We start from the raw sequence: 17,287 nt of genomic DNA, 5'->3' as shown, positions 1-17,287 counted from the left end.
GGACATGGGATTTGTCAAGGACATTAAAAAAATCGTACAGCTCATCGGATCCAGGGAACAGACCATGTTGTTTTCTGCCACCGTTTCCCCTTCTCAAAAACAATTGGTCGCCTCACTTGTCAAAGACCCGATAGAAATTGAGATCAGCCCTGAGTCAAAGACTCATACGCACATAGAACAAGAGACGGTTTATGTCCCTGAAGGTGCGGACAAGTTTGGGATGTTGAATGACCTGTTTCAGCGACTGAATCCTGAAAAGGTAATTCTCTTTACAGAAACCAAAAGGTTGGCCGATAGACTGGTTAAAAAGCTGAACAGGGAAGGGATCACTGCCGGGCAGATTCACGGTGATAAGTCGCAAAATTACCGGGTCAATATGTTAAACAAGTTTAAGTCGGGGGACATCCGGGTACTGGTAGCCACCGATGTAGCTGCCAGGGGGATCGATGTGTCCGATGTAAGCCATGTGATCAATTATCAGCTTCCGATGACCATGGATTCCTATATCCATAGAATAGGAAGAACCGGAAGGGCAGGAAAGCCCGGGCATGCGATCACCTTTGTAAATTAACTTTCCTTATTTTTTACAAAAATAAGCTTGTGCTTACTTTTTGGGTTTTCCCGCTGTTCAATTTCAAACCTGTTGGTTGATTTTATCAAAGGGGTCAATTTTTCGAAGCCATAATTCCGGGAATCAAAATTGGGGCGTTTTTTCTGGATAAGGCTTCCCACATCGCCCAAAAAAGCCCATCCATCCTCATCAGAGAGATCCGAGATGGTCGTTGCTATCAATTTTATTTCCCTGGACGAAATCCGGTCCACGGGTTCGGATTCTTTTTTACCGATACTTTCTTTTTTATCCAGCTCTTTCCTGATGATCTCAATGTAAATGAACTTGTCACAGGCTACAATAAATGGGGCGGGCGTCTTTTTTTCACCGATACCAATGACCAGCATCCCTGCTTCTCTGAGGCGGGTGGCCAGCTTGGTAAAGTCACTGTCACTTGAGACCAGACAAAATCCATTAACTTTCTCCGAGTAAAGAATGTCCATGGCATCAATGATCATGGCTGAATCCGTTGCGTTTTTACCCGTGGTATAAGCATACTGCTGAATAGGGGTAATGGCATTTTCCAAAAGTAAATTTTTCCATTTGGCCAAATGCGGTTTTGTCCAGTCCCCGTAGATTCTTTTAATGGTCGGGTTTCCATACTTTGCTATTTCCTCCATCATTTCTTTAACATGGGCTGAAGGAATATTATCGCCATCAATAAGCACGGCTAAGTTTATCGTCATTTACTGAAGGTTTTTGGAGGTTTAGAAATGTGATTGATAACTGATGATGCCTTTTGCAATATAAGTTTTATCGTATCAGGTTAAAAATAAATCAGGGATATATGCAATGGTCATGCCCCTCAAAGCTACTTCCAGTTTTTAAGAAAGGCGATCGAGCTTTTGCATAATCAAGCTCAGCCTCAGCCACAAAAAGGACGCTTATACTTTTCAAGTGGAGGAACCAAGGAAGAAAATAGATTATGTTTTGGTAAGCAATGGAGCTGTTTTTGAAGTGATTGACAGTGAAGTCCTGGAGGGAATTGAGCTATCCGATCACCTTCCTATGGTTTCTGAAATCAGCTTAACGTATGATGTTAAGTGATTCATATAAAAAAATAGGACGGCCTTTATCTAAGTATCCTTACAGGCCTTAAATACCTTATCGACTTTCTAATCTGGAAATTATAAGGAGCAAACCTAAGGTCAACAGGCTACCAATGACCAAAGTGAAGGCAAATATTGCCCAAGATTTTTGATACCATTTTTGATTTTGTACAAAATCCAATTTTGCTCCATGGGCATTTTGAAGGATCCTGAAAGAAGCTGAATTGATATCTTGATGGGGACTTTCAGAAGTATAGATGCGATTTACTTCAACTTTATAATCGTCCGTGCTTATGGCTCCTTGGTGATTTACACTGATATTATAAACGGCGTTTCTGAAAATATTTTCTTCCAACTTATGCCAAAATTTGGGTGAATTTAGCTTACCAACCATCTTCTCCGAATCACAGTTTCTAAAGAAATTACCAGCCGATATTCCAAGAGAATAGCCTAAACCAAAACCAGTAACCGCAGAAACTATAATGGTTATGGCCCGTTTGGCAACGATGTTTATTTTTGAAGCCTGTGAAAATCTGTAAACATCCTTGATCGTCCATCCTCCAAAAGCCCCTCCCATTAAAGTAGTTAACGTTCCTAACTTGAATGGGCTTTCAGGACCTGAATGTTCAAGCACTGAGAAAGCAGCAAAAGCGCCAGCTTCCAATACCATGTTATTTTGGTCTACATCATAAGAGAGGTAGGGATGGCCAGCACAATAATATACCAAGGCTATTTTTCCCTGGCGGTCAGTTTCTACGTTAACACGTTCAATAGCGTATTCCAATTGGGCGTTTTCACTATTACTTCTTGTCAAGCCCCAAATGCCGCCCAATACCGTAAAAATGATGTAGGTAATTACTGCGATAATCTTGATGTCACTCATGGTTGAAAAATCTAAAAATGCAAAAATCTATTAGAATAAGGCTAACTTTTTGAAAATTAACTTGATAGAAGAGCCTTATCTAAATTAAAGCTTCAAGGTCAAAAATCAAAAAATTCTATTCATCACAAGTTAATTTATCCGAATATTTTTGGGTAGATGTCCTATTTTAATAAATTCATAATACATTTTTGCCCCCCCCTTGGGAGAGCGTTTAGTAATTTTGTTTGGATAACCGATCACTAAGTGCTGCTGGCAATGATCAGTTTACCTTGTATCTATAGCAAGAACAAAATGGAGGATAATAATAGGCATAGAATATATCGTGCTGAAAAAAAATCGAATAAAGATCCACTTAAGGAATTGTTTTATGCTTATCATAAAAAGTTGGTTTATTTTTCCATGCAAATAGTGGAAGACCAATCATTGGCAGAAGATTTAGTTCAGGAGGTATTTATTCATGTTTCCCAATGGCCTGAATCGAATTTTTCAAGGGAAGAAGATTATATAAGGAACTATTTATATAAGGCGGTAAGGAACCAAAGTTTGAATGCCTTAAAAAGCCAGCAGAAAATGGCTGGCAAAGAGGAAGATTTGAGGGATTTGGTGCAAGATACTACCGTTTTACATCATCTTATTCAATCCGAAGTAATCGGGATGGTTTATAAGGCCATGGAAAGTCTTCCTGAGGGCTGCAGAACAGTGGCTGAGTTGTCTTTCCTGGAGGGGAAAAGCAATAAGGAAGTGGCAGATATTTTAGGAGTCACCATAAATACCGTTAAAACTCAAAAGCAAAGGAGTTTGAAACTTTTGAAATTACGCATTGACCCTGAGGTCTATACGCTTTTTTTAATATTAATAAACTGTTAATAATGTAAAGACAGTGTTATTTTAAGGCTTTTTGATAAAAAAGTTGAGTTTTCTTTCACCCCAATGGAGGATTCCGGTGTAATAAGGAAAAGACATTGGAATGGATAAGCACAATCTGTATCATTTTTACGCCACATTAATTCATAAAAAACTAAGGAAAACGCTCAGTCCCGAGGAATGGGAGCAGTTGGAGGACTGGTTGTCGGAGGATCCAAAAAACAAGGCGTTTTATGATCACCTTATCTCTGAGGATTTTATAGACCAGCAAATAAAAAAGTTGGAGAGTATAGATTCTGACAGATCCTTTAAAAGGTTGGAATCCAGTATCTCCTCTAAAAATAGCGTTCCAGTATACCGCCAATATTGGTTCAAAAAAATAGCTTCTCTGGCGGCTGTTTTGGCGCTGGTAATTACGGCTTGGACCATGCTCCAATCCCTCCAAAATATTAGTCCTCATGGGGGTAATAGTAATGCCTCTCTCATTGCTGATGCTGAGCCCGGAAAAGACAAGGCGGTGCTAATTTTCTCCAATGGAGAGAAAATAGATTTAGAGGAGATCTCAGAAGGGAATTCACAATTTCTAGCCGGAATGCAGGTTACCAGAAAGAAAGATTTTGTGGCTATCCGCATGGATAAGAATATGAGTTTCCAGGGCGAAAGATACTCCAAAATTATTGTCCCCAACGGAGGAAAGTATAAGGTGGAACTGCAGGATGGGACCAAAGTGTGGCTCAACAGTGCTTCATCCCTGAGTTTTCCGACTGAATTTGAGCCGAACAAAAGAGAGGTTTCCCTCAGTGGGGAAGCGTATTTCGAGGTAGCCCATAATCCTAAATCTCCCTTTACGGTGGATGCCAACGGAACTCAGGTTCGGGTGTTGGGGACCCACTTCAATATAAAGGCATATAAAAATGAAGAGATCACCAAAACAACCCTACTGGAAGGAAAGGTTGAGGTGGTACACAAAGGAGAAACGAAAGTGTTGGAACCTGGATTTCAGGCGATTTCTGGAGTGGGGCTTGAGGTTTCAAGGGTTGCTACTCGAGAGGTGATTGCCTGGAAAGAGGGGTATTTTATGTTTCAAAGCACCCGATTGGATGAAATTCTCCGCCAGTTGGAGCGATGGTATAATATCAAAGTGGACAGGAAAGATCAAATCCCTTTACGCCATTTTAATGCCTCCATCGATATGAACACCAAATTATCCAAGGTGATTGAAGTTTTGGAACTTTCGGGAGGAATTGATTTTGAATTTAAAAACGGGATACTCTATGTAACAGAAAAAGACTAAAAAACCAGTGGTCCTCGGAAAACCACTGGCCTGGCTGATCGATGCCATTTAACCTTCACAATTAAAATTTTATCAATCAACTTCTAAACTGTAAAGTTATGAAATTTACCTACTTGGGACAAGGAAGGGAAGCGCTTTCCTTTGCCCCTCCAAATTACCTTTTGGTTATGAAATGGACTTTTATTTTATGCTTGGCCCTATGTTTTCAGGTAAGTGCCAAGGTACATTCCCAAGCACTTAATGTAGATGTTCAAGAAACATCATTTACACAGGTCCTTAGCATTATAGAAGCCCAAACTAAAGTTAGTTTTGTCTATTCGGATGAACTAATTGACGGGGCACTTCCAGTAAGTATTAGAATGCGAAATGCTAGGCTGGAGGAAGTTTTGGAATCTCTTTTTGCCAAGCAGCCTTTTACCTTTAAAATAATTGACCAGTTTGTAGTCATTCAGGAAAAGGATGCCCGGTCAAATACAATAGACATAAGTGGTACTATAAAAAGCACTGATGGAGAAGTGCTACCAGGCGCTACTGTTAGGATAAAGGGTGGGGCAAAAGGCACAGTCACCGATTTGGATGGCAGATTTAAACTCAGTGATATTCCCGATGGCGCTATTTTAGTGATCAGTTATATTGGTTATGCCCCCAAGGAAGTTGCGGTTAACAACCAATCTGATATCGATATTATTTTAGAACCAGCAGAAAATGCCCTTTCTGAGGTAGTGATTGTCGGTTATGGCCAACAGGAAAGGAAGAAAGTCAGTAGTGCCATCGCTAATTTTAAACCTACCGAAGAAAATTTCAGACAAGTTCAAGGGCCTGACCAATTGATGCAAGGTCGTATGCCGGGAGTATATGTAGGCGCTGGAGGAGGGACACCAGGCAGTAACCTGAGGGTAAGTGTTAGGGGGATAGGATCACTAAGTGGAGAAAACGAACCTTTGTATGTGGTGGATGGGATTCCCTTGGTCAATACCAACGCAGCATTATTTAATTTGGGAGAGGGGATGAATCCTTTGTCACAGCTCAATCCGGCAGATATTGAATCCATTGACGTACTTAAGGATGCTGCATCAGCAGCAATTTACGGTTCCAGAGCCACCAATGGCGTGGTTATCATCACTACCAAATCAGGTAAGGAAGGTCAATCCAGTTTTTCTGTCAATTCCAACTTTGGTGTACAATACCTACCAAATGTGGATAAACTAAAAATGGCAGGAACCGAACTCTATCTGGAGGTCCAGAACGAAGCAAAATTTAATTTTAACCAACAAAACGGTTACCGGCTTGGGGATGGGAATTTTGTTGAGTACCTCGAAAATCCTTATCCTGGTTTGCCAGATACGGATTGGTTGGATTGGGTAACCAGAAATGCCTTGGTATCCAATGTCAACATGGCTTTCAGTGCCGGGACAAAAAAGACGAAGCTGTTTATATCAGGTGGATTTTTGGATCAGCAAGGGGTTATTGAAACCAACGAATACAAAAAGTACAATGGAAAGGTAAACGTAACCCACCAAGCCACTGACTGGTTGGAGGTTGGGGTGAATACCAATTTGAGCTTTTCTAGGAACCATAGGATACCCAATGGAACCTATGGGTCTTCCATTTTTCTAAGAAGCATGGGGCAGCGCCCTTTTGATCGGCCGTTTAAGCCCAATGGAGATTATTACGTGGGTGGGACCGAGGAACTGGTTTATCATAACAATGTCCAAATACTTAATGAGCAAAAGACCAAGCTGGATAATTATAGGATGCTGGGCAATGCCTTTGCGGACATTAAGATAAGTCCTTCCCTCCATCTGAAAAATACATTTGGAATGGATGCGAGCTATACTGAAGATTATCTTCATTATACCGATGTGCATCCTTATGGTGCCGGACAGGGAAGGGTGCTGGATGAGCGTAGGATGATGACTAATGGCTTGGTCGAAAACACCCTATATTATGACCATGAGTTTGGTAAGTTGACTGTCAATGCGCTTGTGGGACATTCCTATCAGAAGGTAAGCACAAGTACAAACTATATCGATGGAAGGGGATTTCCCTCCGCATCTTTTGATGTGATATCGGTGGCCAGTGAGATCGCCAATGCTACCTCAGGCTTCGGAGAAAATGCTTTGGAGTCCTATTATAGTAGGGCAAATTTGAGCTATACGGATAAATACATGCTTTCGATCTCCCTGCGTGCCGATGGCTCTTCCAAATTCTCACCCAAAAAACGATACGGTTCTTTTCCTTCTGTTTCAGCAGGTTGGAATATTTCGGATGAGGCTTTCTGGAACATGAACCAAACAGATCTCAAGTTAAGGGCCAGTTACGGTGCTACTGGTAACCAAGATGGTATTGGAAGCTATGCCTATCAGGCTTTGATGAGCGGCGGGGCCAATTATAACGGCAACAGTGGTTTATCGATTTCTACCTTTGGCAACTCAAATTTGACCTGGGAAACAGCCAAGCAATTTGATATAGGGATAGACGCTGGTTTTCTCGAGGGAAAGCTGAGTCTTACTGCGGACTACTTTATTAAGAATACGGAAAACCTGCTCTACAGCATGCCCATCCATGCTACTTCAGGATTTAGCAGTATTACCAGCAATATCGGAAGTATGCAAAACCGTGGCCTAGAACTGATGTTGGGGTATAATAACCGTTTCGGGCAGTTCCAGTGGCAATCGGATTTTAATATTTCATTTATTGATAATGAACTCTCCTCCCTTTTAGGAGATGAGGCACTTTTGATCGGGGCCAACCGTACCCTGCAAGTAGGAGAAGAAGTCGGCAGTTTCTACATGTACAAAATGTTGGGAATCTACCAGTATGATGAAGAAGTCCCCCAGACCTTGTATGATCAAGGCGTTCGCGCAGGAGATGTAATTTATGAGGATATAAATGATGATGGCATTATCAATGTGGAAGACCGTCAGATCATTGGAAGCTCCAATCCTGAGTTTTTTGGAGGTTGGTCCAATACTTTCAAGTATGGGAACTTCGATTTATCAGCATTTTTGACTTATTCTATGGGAGCCGAAGTGTATGCTACCTGGAGAATAACCACTGATCGGCTGGGCTATGGGAAGCAGGGGTTCAGGGAAGAGGTAGCTGCGGATAGGTGGACAGGACCAGGTACCAGTAATGAGGTGCCTAGAGCCGTACATGGCAGCAGCTATAACCTTTACAATTCATCAAGGTTTTTGGAGGACGGATCTTTCGTTCGGCTCCGTACGCTGAGCTTGGGATATACTTTGCCCAAGTCCTTATTGACGAAGCTTGATATGTCCCATTGCAGGCTGTATTTGCAGGGGGAAAACCTGTTTATCCTTACCAAATATTCCGGCCTGGATCCGGAAGTATCCAAAAACTACGATGCACGTTTCATGGGGGATGACAATATGAACCTGCCCCAACCAAGAACCTTGCGCATTGGGTTAAATATCTCTTTCTAATAAAAAAATGAAAGCAATCATGAAGTTTAAGATATCCATATTCATTGTGGCTATGGTTTTTGCCACATCATGCAGTAACCAACTGGATTTATACCCAAGATCTGCCGTATCTTCAGAATCTGAAATTTCTGCTGAAGATGCGCAATCTTTTCTTATCGGTATTTACCAGTCCGTTCAGAATGATCCTGGAAGAGAATCCTATATTCTTGGAGATTTGTTGGGAGGAGATTTTAATTCAGCAGGTTCCGTAAATGGAGGAGGAACAAATGCTTTTATCAGTAATATCTTACGGCCAGAACATGCCTATACCAAAAATATATGGATCGGATATTATGAAGCATTATATCAGGTAAATACCTTGGTGGAAAGCCTGAAAGAGCTTCCAGATTCGCCAGAGCTAAATCAGGTGAGAGGGGTGTCCCATTATTTTAGGGCTTATATTTATTATAACCTGGTGACCAAATATGGAGGAGTACCTATCCAAAGGGAGAATACCATGGAAAAACTCCCTAGAAATACTCCTGAAGAGGTTTTCGCTTTTATAGAGGAGGAATTGGAAGATGCCATTCAGTATGCTCCGGATTTTTCCGCGGACCTGGGAGGAGACTATCATTTTGTTTCTCAGGATGCGGCTAAGGCTTTAATGGCCAGGGTAAAACTGCAACAAGGAAAAAAGGATGAGGCTGCTTCCTTGGCCGAAGAATTGATTGCAAAGCCTTATTTTAAGCTGGACAACTTCGACAAAATATTCCGGGGGCAGGCCAATTCTGAATTGATATTTTCCTTTGTCAATCTTACCATTGAATCCAGCATCAATATAAGTACCTTGTTTTATACCTATGCCCACCCTCAAAGTGGTTCCTATGTTTTTAAGCCCAACCCTTGGGCAATGGAGATGTTTGAAGGATCGGACAAAAGAGCTGCCATTTCGGTGGATACCTATGAAGGGCTCGATGTGATCAATAAATATCCCAGTGGACAAACCGGAACAGATCCCCTGAATGTGAGTAGAATAGCCGAAATGTATTTAATCAGTGCCGAAGGACAGGGATTGGCTGGCATTGACCGGTTGAATGAACTCAGGGAAGCCAGAGGCTTGGCACCGGTTTCAGCCAGTTCTGAAGCTCAGTACCTTGACCTAATACTGGAAGAGCGCAGGAAAGAACTATTTGCAGAAGGGTTCAGGTGGCTAGATTTGGTCAGGACAGGTAAAGCGGTAGAAGAAATCGGAATCCAAGAAAGAGAGACCCTTATGCCTCTTCCAGAAACAGAACTTATGCTCAATAGCAATCTTGAGCAGAATCCCGGTTATTAATCTTAAAAACAGATAAAGAAAATGACTCAGTATATAAAATATTACTATTCGGTATTAGTGTTAGCTGCATTGGTATTGGCATCCGCCAGTTGTAAAAACGAAGATGCAGCCCCCTCCATTATCGGGGAGGAACTTTCGCCCATTACCCAACGCCTAATGGACAGTACCCACTTGGTGAGCAATGTGTTTTGGGATACCACATTCCTGGTCGCACCTGGAGTAGAAGAAACCGATATACACTATATGTCCATGAAAGGTTTGTCCATGAGAATGTTCGTTTTTAAGATTGACCTAAAGGAGGAAGGGGTGCAGATAAATGCGCTTACGCCTTATGGAAGTAAGGGCTATGGAATGCAGCCCATTCCCGATATGATGACCTACGTAGAAGTGCCGGATAAGAAGGTGGTGGCAGCGGTCAATTCCGATTTCTTTAATATGACCACAGGAGAGCCCAGAGGAATTGTAGTTTTGGATGGCGAAATTATTAAAAGAACGGCCATGCTTGACTCTTTTTTCGGAATTGATAAAAACGACAGGCCTGTGATCGGGCGGTCGGATGAATTTGACCAATATGAGGAGGAATTGCTTTTCGGGCTTGGGGCAGGGGATATCCTGGTCAAAGACTACGATCTTGCTCCTATAAGTAATGCCGCCATTCATCCCAGGACAGGGGTGGGATATACTGATGCACAAGAGGTCTATTTCGTCGTGGTGGATGGTCGCGACTTTGAATATTCCAATGGTTTGACTTTATCGGAATTGGCGGAAGTATTCGCTGGGCTTGGCGTAAAGGATGCCACCAATTTGGACGGAGGAGGCTCTTCCACCTTTGTCAGTCTTCATAGTCTTTCGGACGTGTTTCATATTAGAAACAAGCCTTCGGACGGCAGCCCCAGGCCGGTAGCCAATGGTTGGGCCATTTTGGTAAATGATAATTAAAAGCAAAAAAAATCCATAATCATTTTAAATCATGAAATATATTAATGTTCTATTGCTTTCCTTGGCTGCAGTTCTTCATTGGGCATGTGATGGAGAGGAAAATGATCCAGCCATAAGCCAGGACGCATTTGTTTTTACCATGAGCCCACAGGAAGGGACATCTAATGATGTGGTAATTATCACCGGCAGGGATTTTTCTCCTATCCGTGAAAACAATCAGGTGTTGTTTGATGGGCGTGCAGCAACTATACTTGAAGCAGGAAAAGGCCAGTTGCAGGTTCTGGTTCCTCAGGGTGAGGGACTGGTGAATTTGGAGGTATCCGTCAATGGGAAAATGGCCGAAGGGGCGGACCTGACGTTTACGTTTATTCAGGCTCCTGAGGAATACAAAGTTTCCAGTTTGGCAGGAAGTAGTGAATACGGCCTGGTCGATGGAAAGGGTAACGAAGCGCTTTTCAGGAACCCAGAAGGAGTGTCCCTACATCCTGAGGGCTACCTGATCATTACGGACAGGACCAATAATGCCATTCGAAAGTTGGATTTGGACGGAAATGTAAGTACCATTTTGGGAACAGGGGGAAAAGGTTTCCAGAATGGTCCTGTAACGACAGCCACGCTTGACTATCCATGGAAATCGTGTGTAGATAAAGAAGGGAATATATACATCGCTGACCGTAACAACCATGCCATTAGAAAGATTGATGCGAATGGGAATGTCAGTACCTTGGCAGGCACTGGAATAGCCGGATACCAAGATGGACCAGGAAATACCGCTCAGTTTAATCAACCGTTGGATGTGGCTGTGGATGATAAAGGAGTAGTGTACGTGGCAGATAATATCAATCATATGATTAGGAGAATTGATCCTGACGGAAAAGTCAGTACGGTCTCAGGAAGTGGTAAAGGGCATCAGGACGGTGCATTAGCAGAAGCCCAGTTCAGTAATCCTTCCGGGTTGGACCTTGATAATGAGGGAAATATCATTGTAGCTGACCGAATTAATCATTTGATTCGAAAAATTGATTTAAGCACTGCATTGGTAAGCACCCTTGCGGGCAGTAGCCAAGGAACAAGGGATGGAGCGACGGAAGAAGCGCAGTTCAATAACCCCTATGGAGTGGCCGTTGGAGCATCCGGTGAAGTGGTGGTCGCAGATCTGTCCAATCATAAAATAAGAATGATCAAAGATGGTGAAGTTTCCACTATAGGTGGAACTGTCCGCGGATTTTTGGATGGTCCCAGTGCGGTGGCCCAGTTTTATAATCCCACAGATGTAGAAGTCATCGATGGGGTGGTTTACGTGGCTGATTTAGGTAACCACAGGATTAGGAGAATTGTCAAGAAGTAAGTCTAGGCCGGAGTATTTTGAAATGTGAATTACCTGTAAGCGTACAGAATTACAGTAACAATTGAGCATTTAGCACCTTTTTTAAAGAGGATATTTAGATTTTCCTTTGGTAGTTTCACACTTGTAGTAAAAAAAGAATGCGGTGAATCTAGAATTGATTCAGCGCATTCTTTTTATCCTGATCTTTTAAATTCAAATGGGTTTAAACTTATTAACCCTTGGTCAGTAATTGCCCATGCCTATTCGACCTTCAATATTTTTAATTTTCTTTCGCCGGAGGGTAAGGCCCACGAAAATTCATGCCCTTCCTGAAATCCCAAAAGAGCCACGGCCAAGGGAGCCAGCAAGGAAATATGCCCTGTGGTGACATTGACTTCATGGGGAGGGACCAAGGTAACCTTAATGATATTGTTGTATTTACAATCCTGGACCTCTACCGTGGTTCCCGGCCTCACAATGCGGTCATGCACCAAATGGTCGGCAACTATTTCACAGTTTCTGAGTTCCATTTCCATGGGAAGGGTATCTTTTTGGTAGCCCATATTGGCGGAGGCTACGAGTATTTTTTTGATGGATTCGTAATCGGACTTTTTAATTAACGGTTTCATATTGATGTGCAAAGCATAGTTGTATTCCATCGCTTTTGCTGGGCATTAAAAGCGAGTATATTTTCCAAAGGATTTGGAAAATACCATTATTTACGAAAATGCGCTCTCCTTCATGCCCTAAAGGAGAGCATAGGAATAAAGGCTTTACTGCAGGAATACAGGAAGATCACTTTCCTGTAGCAGGAAAGTGATAGTTGTATGAAACTATTGTTGAAAGTATCCAGAAACATGCTCAAAAAGGATTAGGCGAAGGAAAAAATGATCCGTTTTGAGGAAATTACTTTTATCAGTTCTCTTCTAACATCTGAACAAAGAGCCTTGCAAAGTAGTGGAAGCCGCACTTCAGCCCCAACTATCGCTGTGAAGAGCGATTGGGCTAAAGATAGCTGATATTTTGATCGTAGGACTTCCATTTTTCAAAGCGAATTTAACGAATATTTTTATTATGGTAAGGGGTGTTCTGAAAAATATTACCCATCTTCCGCGTCAGGGCTTTTGTCAAATTAGGATATCCTCAATTTCTTGTCCTTTCGAGGACACTTGTCTACATCGGTGTGGATCATTTAATTTTCCTTCAACTCTTTTGGCTTATAAAAAATGATGATCTGGATAAGAATGGACATGAGAATCAGCAAGATGATCTCTCCTTGAGTGAATAGGTTGATGGTATCCTTGGCCTTATTGCTGATAAACACTTGCCTTCTGCTTTCCTCAAGCTGGATTTTCGATAGATCGTACAAGCGCTGATTTATCTTGGCTATGCGCTCAAGCAGCTTGTGCTTGTCAGGACTGCCCTCATGCTGTTCGATCCTTTTTAGCGTTGCGATCTCTTCCTTTAACTGCTCAAAAACAAACTTTTCTTTTTCGGTCAATTTGGTTTGATCGTACTGTTGGATATAATTGTCCAGAGCGGTGTTTGTTTTGGAGATATCGCGGGGTAGGGAGCTGCTATCGGAAGAGATGATGGCAATTTCTTTTTTGTTGATAAGCCGTGACATTTCAAATAAAAGGTCACTGGCAACGATTCTATCCTCGTAGATGGTGGTTACGGAATTGCTCAGACTATGAAAGTTGTCCCTGTCAATGAGGTTCGTGATCAGCACAATGAAAAATACCAAAAGGATGCTTGCGCTCCACTTTATTTTGTTGAAAATTGTCATCTTACTCTTATTACAGCAACCGAAATAACTGGAAGGCCAATCTCCAATGGTACGGTCTTGCTCTTTTAATGTTTGCTTTTCGTCTGCTACCTTATTTAGCTATGTTTTGCCGCTTCCTCGTGGAAGTTTTAGTCTATGGGCAAAGCATAATGCTATAATAATTTAATTTTTCCAAATGGCCCGCATAATCACAGAGTTTACCCGTTCAGGAAAATAGTTTTTGTTGCCCCGACATTGTTCCTTTCACCGATTATTTCCCATTTAGGTCTAAAGCAAAACATTATTTTCATTGGAGATCCGGTTTTTGATTTCGTTTAAAGCATTGGAAATACAAGCGGGAGATGTGCCATCGAGATAGGTTTTAGCTTGGGAAAAGCAAAAGGCCAGCATAAAACTGGCCTTTTGTTATATCACTTTGGTTTGCCTGCTAGGCTTTAGGGGAATACCATTATGCTGTTTTTCACTTTGTGCTGCTAATTTCCGGTGGGCAGGATAATACTTGTTCCGTGCCCAGTTTTTTAAGAGAAAGGCCTCTTGTGGATTCAGCAGGGATAAGGCCTTTTGGTATTCCTTTTTCCAAAGAGCGGAATCGAAACTCACCTTATCCAAAATCAATTTGTAATACTCCAAATAAGATGTTTTCATAATTATCAATCGTTGAGGTTAAACAATGTAATCTTCTTAAGCATAATCCAGTTTCAGCTATTTGCGGGCGGCGAATGAAGTAGATTGGCCAACCAATAAAAGTATGCTTTCATAAACTATTACTAATTTATTCGGCTTAATGATTCAATAGTTCTAAACGGAAACTTTTTCTTAGGGTTCCGTTTTTTCATCATTTCAAGGAAAGTATATCAAAAGCTTGTTGTGGAATGCTTTCTAAGAAATAGTGGAGGACAATGATGATTTGCTGAAGATTCGACCATGGGTCAAAGAGGGATGCGAACTCGTATCAGAAATTCTAAGCCATGAAGATGAGGCTAGGGGAGGAAGCTCCCCTCTGTTTCGAGGAAATGATTTTAGCTTGTGCTGGAATGAAGACATTTCCGCTTAATGCAAGCCAGCTTTTTTGACCATTATAAGAAAGCCTGTTTTCCTGTTGTCCAATTTATTGGAAATGAATTGCCCAAAATTGTTTTTTATCTCATAACTATTCTAAAACTGACATAATTTCAGTAGTGAATAATTGAAAAATTGTCATGCAATGTCTTTTTACTGTCATAATATCGTGAAATACTATAATTATATCATTTTTTTATGATGCTACGGGGTAATGGCATTGCGTTTGTATTTTCATGATATGAAAAACTTATAGTTTGATTGTCTAATGTTTAAATTAATTCATTTAAAAAAAAAGGAGGTTAAGCTATGGGAAATCTAGTGAAAAAACCCGATCTGTTTCCAACTGTGTCCAATGTCTTTGATGATTTCTTTAACAGGGACATCTTCAACTGGCATAATGAAAACTTTTCAAAACGGGGCACACTTCCTGACGTCAATGTCCGTGAAACCAATGATAGTTTCATGTTGGAGGTAGCTGCTCCAGGAATGGAAAAAAAAGATTTTAAGGTTGAGTTGGAAAACAATATGCTCATTGTTTCAGCCGAGCAGACTGATCAGGAAGAAAAAACTACCGATGATTACGTGAGGAAGGAATTCAATTACCATTCTTTCCGCCGGTCTTTTTCACTTCCTCAGGACATGGTAATTGGAGATAAAATTGAAGCCAAGTATGATAACGGTATTCTCTATATCTCCATCCCAAAATCCGAAAGGGCAAAGGTTAAACCTGCCAGACGGATTCACGTTAAATAGTGTAATAAATTAAAGGTTTACACGGGTTTGTTAAAAGAGGAGATTGGGATGAAATGTCCCAATCCTCCTTTCTATTTTTTGAAGTATCTTCATCTTCGTACCCATCCTTGTTTTTCTCAAGGAGTCAAAGTTTAACGGGAATTAACTTAAAAAGGAAAGGAGGGACCAATGAGGCTCTTTAAACCTGGGGATCATGTAAGAAGAAAGAATGACAATAAAATCATGCAGGTGATCCGCTACGTTCCCGATAAGGGAATTTTATCCGGCTCTAGTAATCACAGAGTAGAATGTTCTTGGTATGATGAAACAACCGGTATGCATTGTATGGATGTTTTTCATCAATATTCATTAATTAAAGCGCATCCTTACCAATTTTTTCCTTTCGGAACAGACTTTTTAAAAGGGAAAAAAATATGATTGATAGCGGGGCTGGCAGCCATTTTATGGTTTCCAGCCCTTTCTTTCTTAGTGAAGGTTTATCTGAAGGAATTTGATGTTACGGGTAAAGCCCAAAGGACTTTATATGGTTTTGTTCATCAATTGGTTCTCTATAGCTTTCAAATGCCAATTTAACATTTTTGTAAAGACCAATAAGCAGGTATTTTCTATAGAAAGATTGATTTATCCATAAAAATTTATCACAAGTAGGGTCTTAATGGGGAATAATTGTTTTAAATATTGCTTATGATTGAACAGTATAAAATAACATAAACCAAAAGCAGGAATACATGGAATTTACGTTAGCTTCTTTCAAAGAAATGGCCAAACAGCTGGAAAATCTCAATTCAAAATTGGACAAACTCCTGGAACAAAATATACAAGAGAACAATAGTGCGGTCATGTCTGTTGAAGAGGCCGCTAAATTTTTAAAGCTAACCAAATCTACTTTATATAAAAAGACGTCATTAAATGAAATACCTTATTGCAAGACAGGAAAAGTATTGGTCTTTTTTAAACATGATTTAATTGAATGGCTTAAATCAAATCGGGTGGCAGGAGTCAGTGAATTGTTAAAAAATAAATATTCCCGCTTCTAGTAGTGTACGATTGGATATCCCTTGACTCATATAATGATGGCTTGTACAAGCTACTTAAAACGATGATTAGTTTGATACTACATAAGGTAGATGTTGCAGTTGTTTGACTTATGGTTGATTTAGTTAAATGTAAGTAAGTGTCAGGTTTTAAGTTATTTATGGTTTGTTAGTTAGCGCTTTAATTCATTTACATGTCCCGAACCAATAATGGCAATTCAGCCTTGTTTACTATTGAAAAAGCCGATGTCCGGAATCCGTTCTACCGCTTCTTTTTTTCTTTCATCAATCACCTTGGCATAAATTTGAGTTGTTTTTACATTTTTGTGATTTAGTAATTTGGATACGGTGTATATATCAGTGCCCAATGATAGTTGTAGCGTTGCAAAAGTGTGCCTGAAACAATGAAAGGTTATTTTTTTTGCGATTCCTGCCTTCATGATCCATTGGGATAATTTTAAATTTGTCCAGACTGAATATTTTAGCCCACTAAATATTTTTGAATCTGGTTCAACAACAAGCGGTTTTAAGATTTCAACAGCTTGATCTGAAATATTTAAGGTTTGTGGTCTTTCTGTCTTTTGATGCCTGAAATGAATGTAGTAGCCATTGATTGCTGAGTGATGAAACTGACTCCAAGTCAAATTAATCAGGTCGCTCCATCTTAGCCCTGTAAGAGCAGAAAAAAGAGCCGCTTCTTTCAGTTTTGGAACTTCACACGGTGTTTGAGCCAATACTTTTAATTCCTCCATTGACAGAAATTCTCTGCTTGCTTCCTCTTGTTTTAGGGGAGCTATTTTTAACTTGAAGTTTTCTTTTAAATAGTCCTGCTTAAAAGCTTCATCAACCACTAATAAAAATTTGCCGAAATAAGAAGCCTTGCTGTTCTGGGAAAGCTTTCTGTTTTTGCTCTTAAGACTCG

At 40.7% G+C, this 17,287-nt stretch carries 17 protein-coding genes; 11 read left to right on the top strand and 6 right to left on the bottom strand.

The annotated features are described in order from the left end of the window. A partial coding sequence (locus tag ACYVAA_RS19340) for a helicase-related protein (RefSeq protein WP_460544927.1) occupies positions 1–571 on the top strand: 571 nt, incomplete at its 5' end. Here the strand turns inward: ACYVAA_RS19340 and ACYVAA_RS19335 are convergent. Next, positions 568–1,296 carry an NYN domain-containing protein gene (locus ACYVAA_RS19335; protein ID WP_460544925.1) on the bottom strand — a complete coding sequence of 243 codons (729 nt, stop codon included), beginning with the start codon at positions 1,294–1,296 and terminating at the stop codon, positions 568–570. The genes ACYVAA_RS19340 and ACYVAA_RS19335 overlap by 4 nt on opposite strands. Before the next feature lie 211 nt (positions 1,297–1,507). Here ACYVAA_RS19335 and ACYVAA_RS19330 point away from each other — a divergent pair, with 211 nt between their 5' ends. Next, entirely contained in the window at positions 1,508–1,657 is a 150-nt protein-coding gene (locus ACYVAA_RS19330; protein WP_460544923.1) for an endonuclease/exonuclease/phosphatase family protein, read from the top strand. Positions 1,658–1,714: 57 nt separating this feature from the next. Here ACYVAA_RS19330 and ACYVAA_RS19325 read toward each other — a convergent pair whose 3' ends face one another. Then, complete coding sequence (locus ACYVAA_RS19325) at positions 1,715–2,542, bottom strand: hypothetical protein (RefSeq protein ID WP_460544921.1); 828 nt, start codon at positions 2,540–2,542, stop codon at positions 1,715–1,717. A gap of 291 nt (positions 2,543–2,833) precedes the next feature. Between ACYVAA_RS19325 and ACYVAA_RS19320 the strand changes: the two genes are divergently transcribed. From ACYVAA_RS19320 to ACYVAA_RS19295, 6 genes are all read left to right on the top strand, one after another. Then, a complete protein-coding gene (locus ACYVAA_RS19320; protein ID WP_460544919.1) occupies positions 2,834–3,409 on the top strand; it encodes a sigma-70 family RNA polymerase sigma factor in 576 nt (191 codons plus the stop codon). A 100-nt stretch (positions 3,410–3,509) separates the two neighbouring features. Then, positions 3,510–4,700, top strand: a complete 1,191-nt coding sequence (locus ACYVAA_RS19315) for a FecR family protein (RefSeq protein WP_460544917.1) — start codon at positions 3,510–3,512, stop codon at positions 4,698–4,700. Between the two features lie 98 nt (positions 4,701–4,798). Beyond that, a complete protein-coding gene (locus ACYVAA_RS19310) occupies positions 4,799–8,146 on the top strand; it encodes a TonB-dependent receptor (RefSeq protein ID WP_460544915.1) in 3,348 nt (1,115 codons plus the stop codon). Between the two features lie 19 nt (positions 8,147–8,165). Continuing rightward, on the top strand, positions 8,166–9,461 hold the full coding sequence (locus ACYVAA_RS19305; RefSeq protein WP_460544912.1) for a RagB/SusD family nutrient uptake outer membrane protein: 1,296 nt from the start codon (positions 8,166–8,168) through the stop codon (positions 9,459–9,461). A gap of 21 nt (positions 9,462–9,482) precedes the next feature. Continuing rightward, the gene (locus tag ACYVAA_RS19300; protein ID WP_460544910.1) at positions 9,483–10,400 is read left to right on the top strand and encodes a phosphodiester glycosidase family protein; all 918 of its coding nucleotides are present in this window, start codon (positions 9,483–9,485) and stop codon (positions 10,398–10,400) included. 31 nt (positions 10,401–10,431) lie between these two features. Then, entirely contained in the window at positions 10,432–11,748 is a 1,317-nt protein-coding gene (locus ACYVAA_RS19295) for an IPT/TIG domain-containing protein (protein ID WP_460544908.1), read from the top strand. Between the two features lie 239 nt (positions 11,749–11,987). On the opposite strand, the gene ACYVAA_RS19290 is transcribed toward ACYVAA_RS19295, so the two are convergent. The 3 genes from ACYVAA_RS19290 to ACYVAA_RS19280 all read right to left on the bottom strand — a co-directional run bounded on the left by ACYVAA_RS19290 (position 11,988) and on the right by ACYVAA_RS19280 (position 14,161). Beyond that, positions 11,988–12,386: a GreA/GreB family elongation factor gene (locus ACYVAA_RS19290; RefSeq protein ID WP_460544906.1), complete on the bottom strand. Its 399-nt coding sequence runs from the start codon at positions 12,384–12,386 to the stop codon at positions 11,988–11,990. A 533-nt stretch (positions 12,387–12,919) separates the two neighbouring features. Continuing rightward, a complete protein-coding gene (locus tag ACYVAA_RS19285; RefSeq protein WP_460544904.1) occupies positions 12,920–13,516 on the bottom strand; it encodes an MCP four helix bundle domain-containing protein in 597 nt (198 codons plus the stop codon). Between the two features lie 405 nt (positions 13,517–13,921). Next, positions 13,922–14,161, bottom strand: a complete 240-nt coding sequence (locus tag ACYVAA_RS19280) for a hypothetical protein (protein WP_460544902.1) — start codon at positions 14,159–14,161, stop codon at positions 13,922–13,924. Between the two features lie 723 nt (positions 14,162–14,884). Between ACYVAA_RS19280 and ACYVAA_RS19275 the strand changes: the two genes are divergently transcribed. The 3 genes from ACYVAA_RS19275 to ACYVAA_RS19265 all read left to right on the top strand — a co-directional run bounded on the left by ACYVAA_RS19275 (position 14,885) and on the right by ACYVAA_RS19265 (position 16,368). Continuing rightward, a complete protein-coding gene (locus tag ACYVAA_RS19275) occupies positions 14,885–15,331 on the top strand; it encodes an Hsp20/alpha crystallin family protein (RefSeq protein ID WP_460544900.1) in 447 nt (148 codons plus the stop codon). A 168-nt stretch (positions 15,332–15,499) separates the two neighbouring features. Further along, positions 15,500–15,748: a YodC family protein gene (locus ACYVAA_RS19270; protein ID WP_460544898.1), complete on the top strand. Its 249-nt coding sequence runs from the start codon at positions 15,500–15,502 to the stop codon at positions 15,746–15,748. Between the two features lie 311 nt (positions 15,749–16,059). After that, positions 16,060–16,368: a helix-turn-helix domain-containing protein gene (locus ACYVAA_RS19265; RefSeq protein ID WP_460544896.1), complete on the top strand. Its 309-nt coding sequence runs from the start codon at positions 16,060–16,062 to the stop codon at positions 16,366–16,368. A gap of 215 nt (positions 16,369–16,583) precedes the next feature. Here the strand turns inward: ACYVAA_RS19265 and ACYVAA_RS19260 are convergent. Continuing rightward, positions 16,584–17,287: site-specific integrase (locus ACYVAA_RS19260; RefSeq protein WP_460544894.1), on the bottom strand; the 704-nt coding region annotated here is incomplete at its 5' end.

This window comes from Echinicola sediminis, from assembly GCF_054777495.1.
The sequence above is the reverse complement of the archived record's forward strand: the minus strand, read 5'-3'. Positions and strand labels throughout refer to the sequence as shown.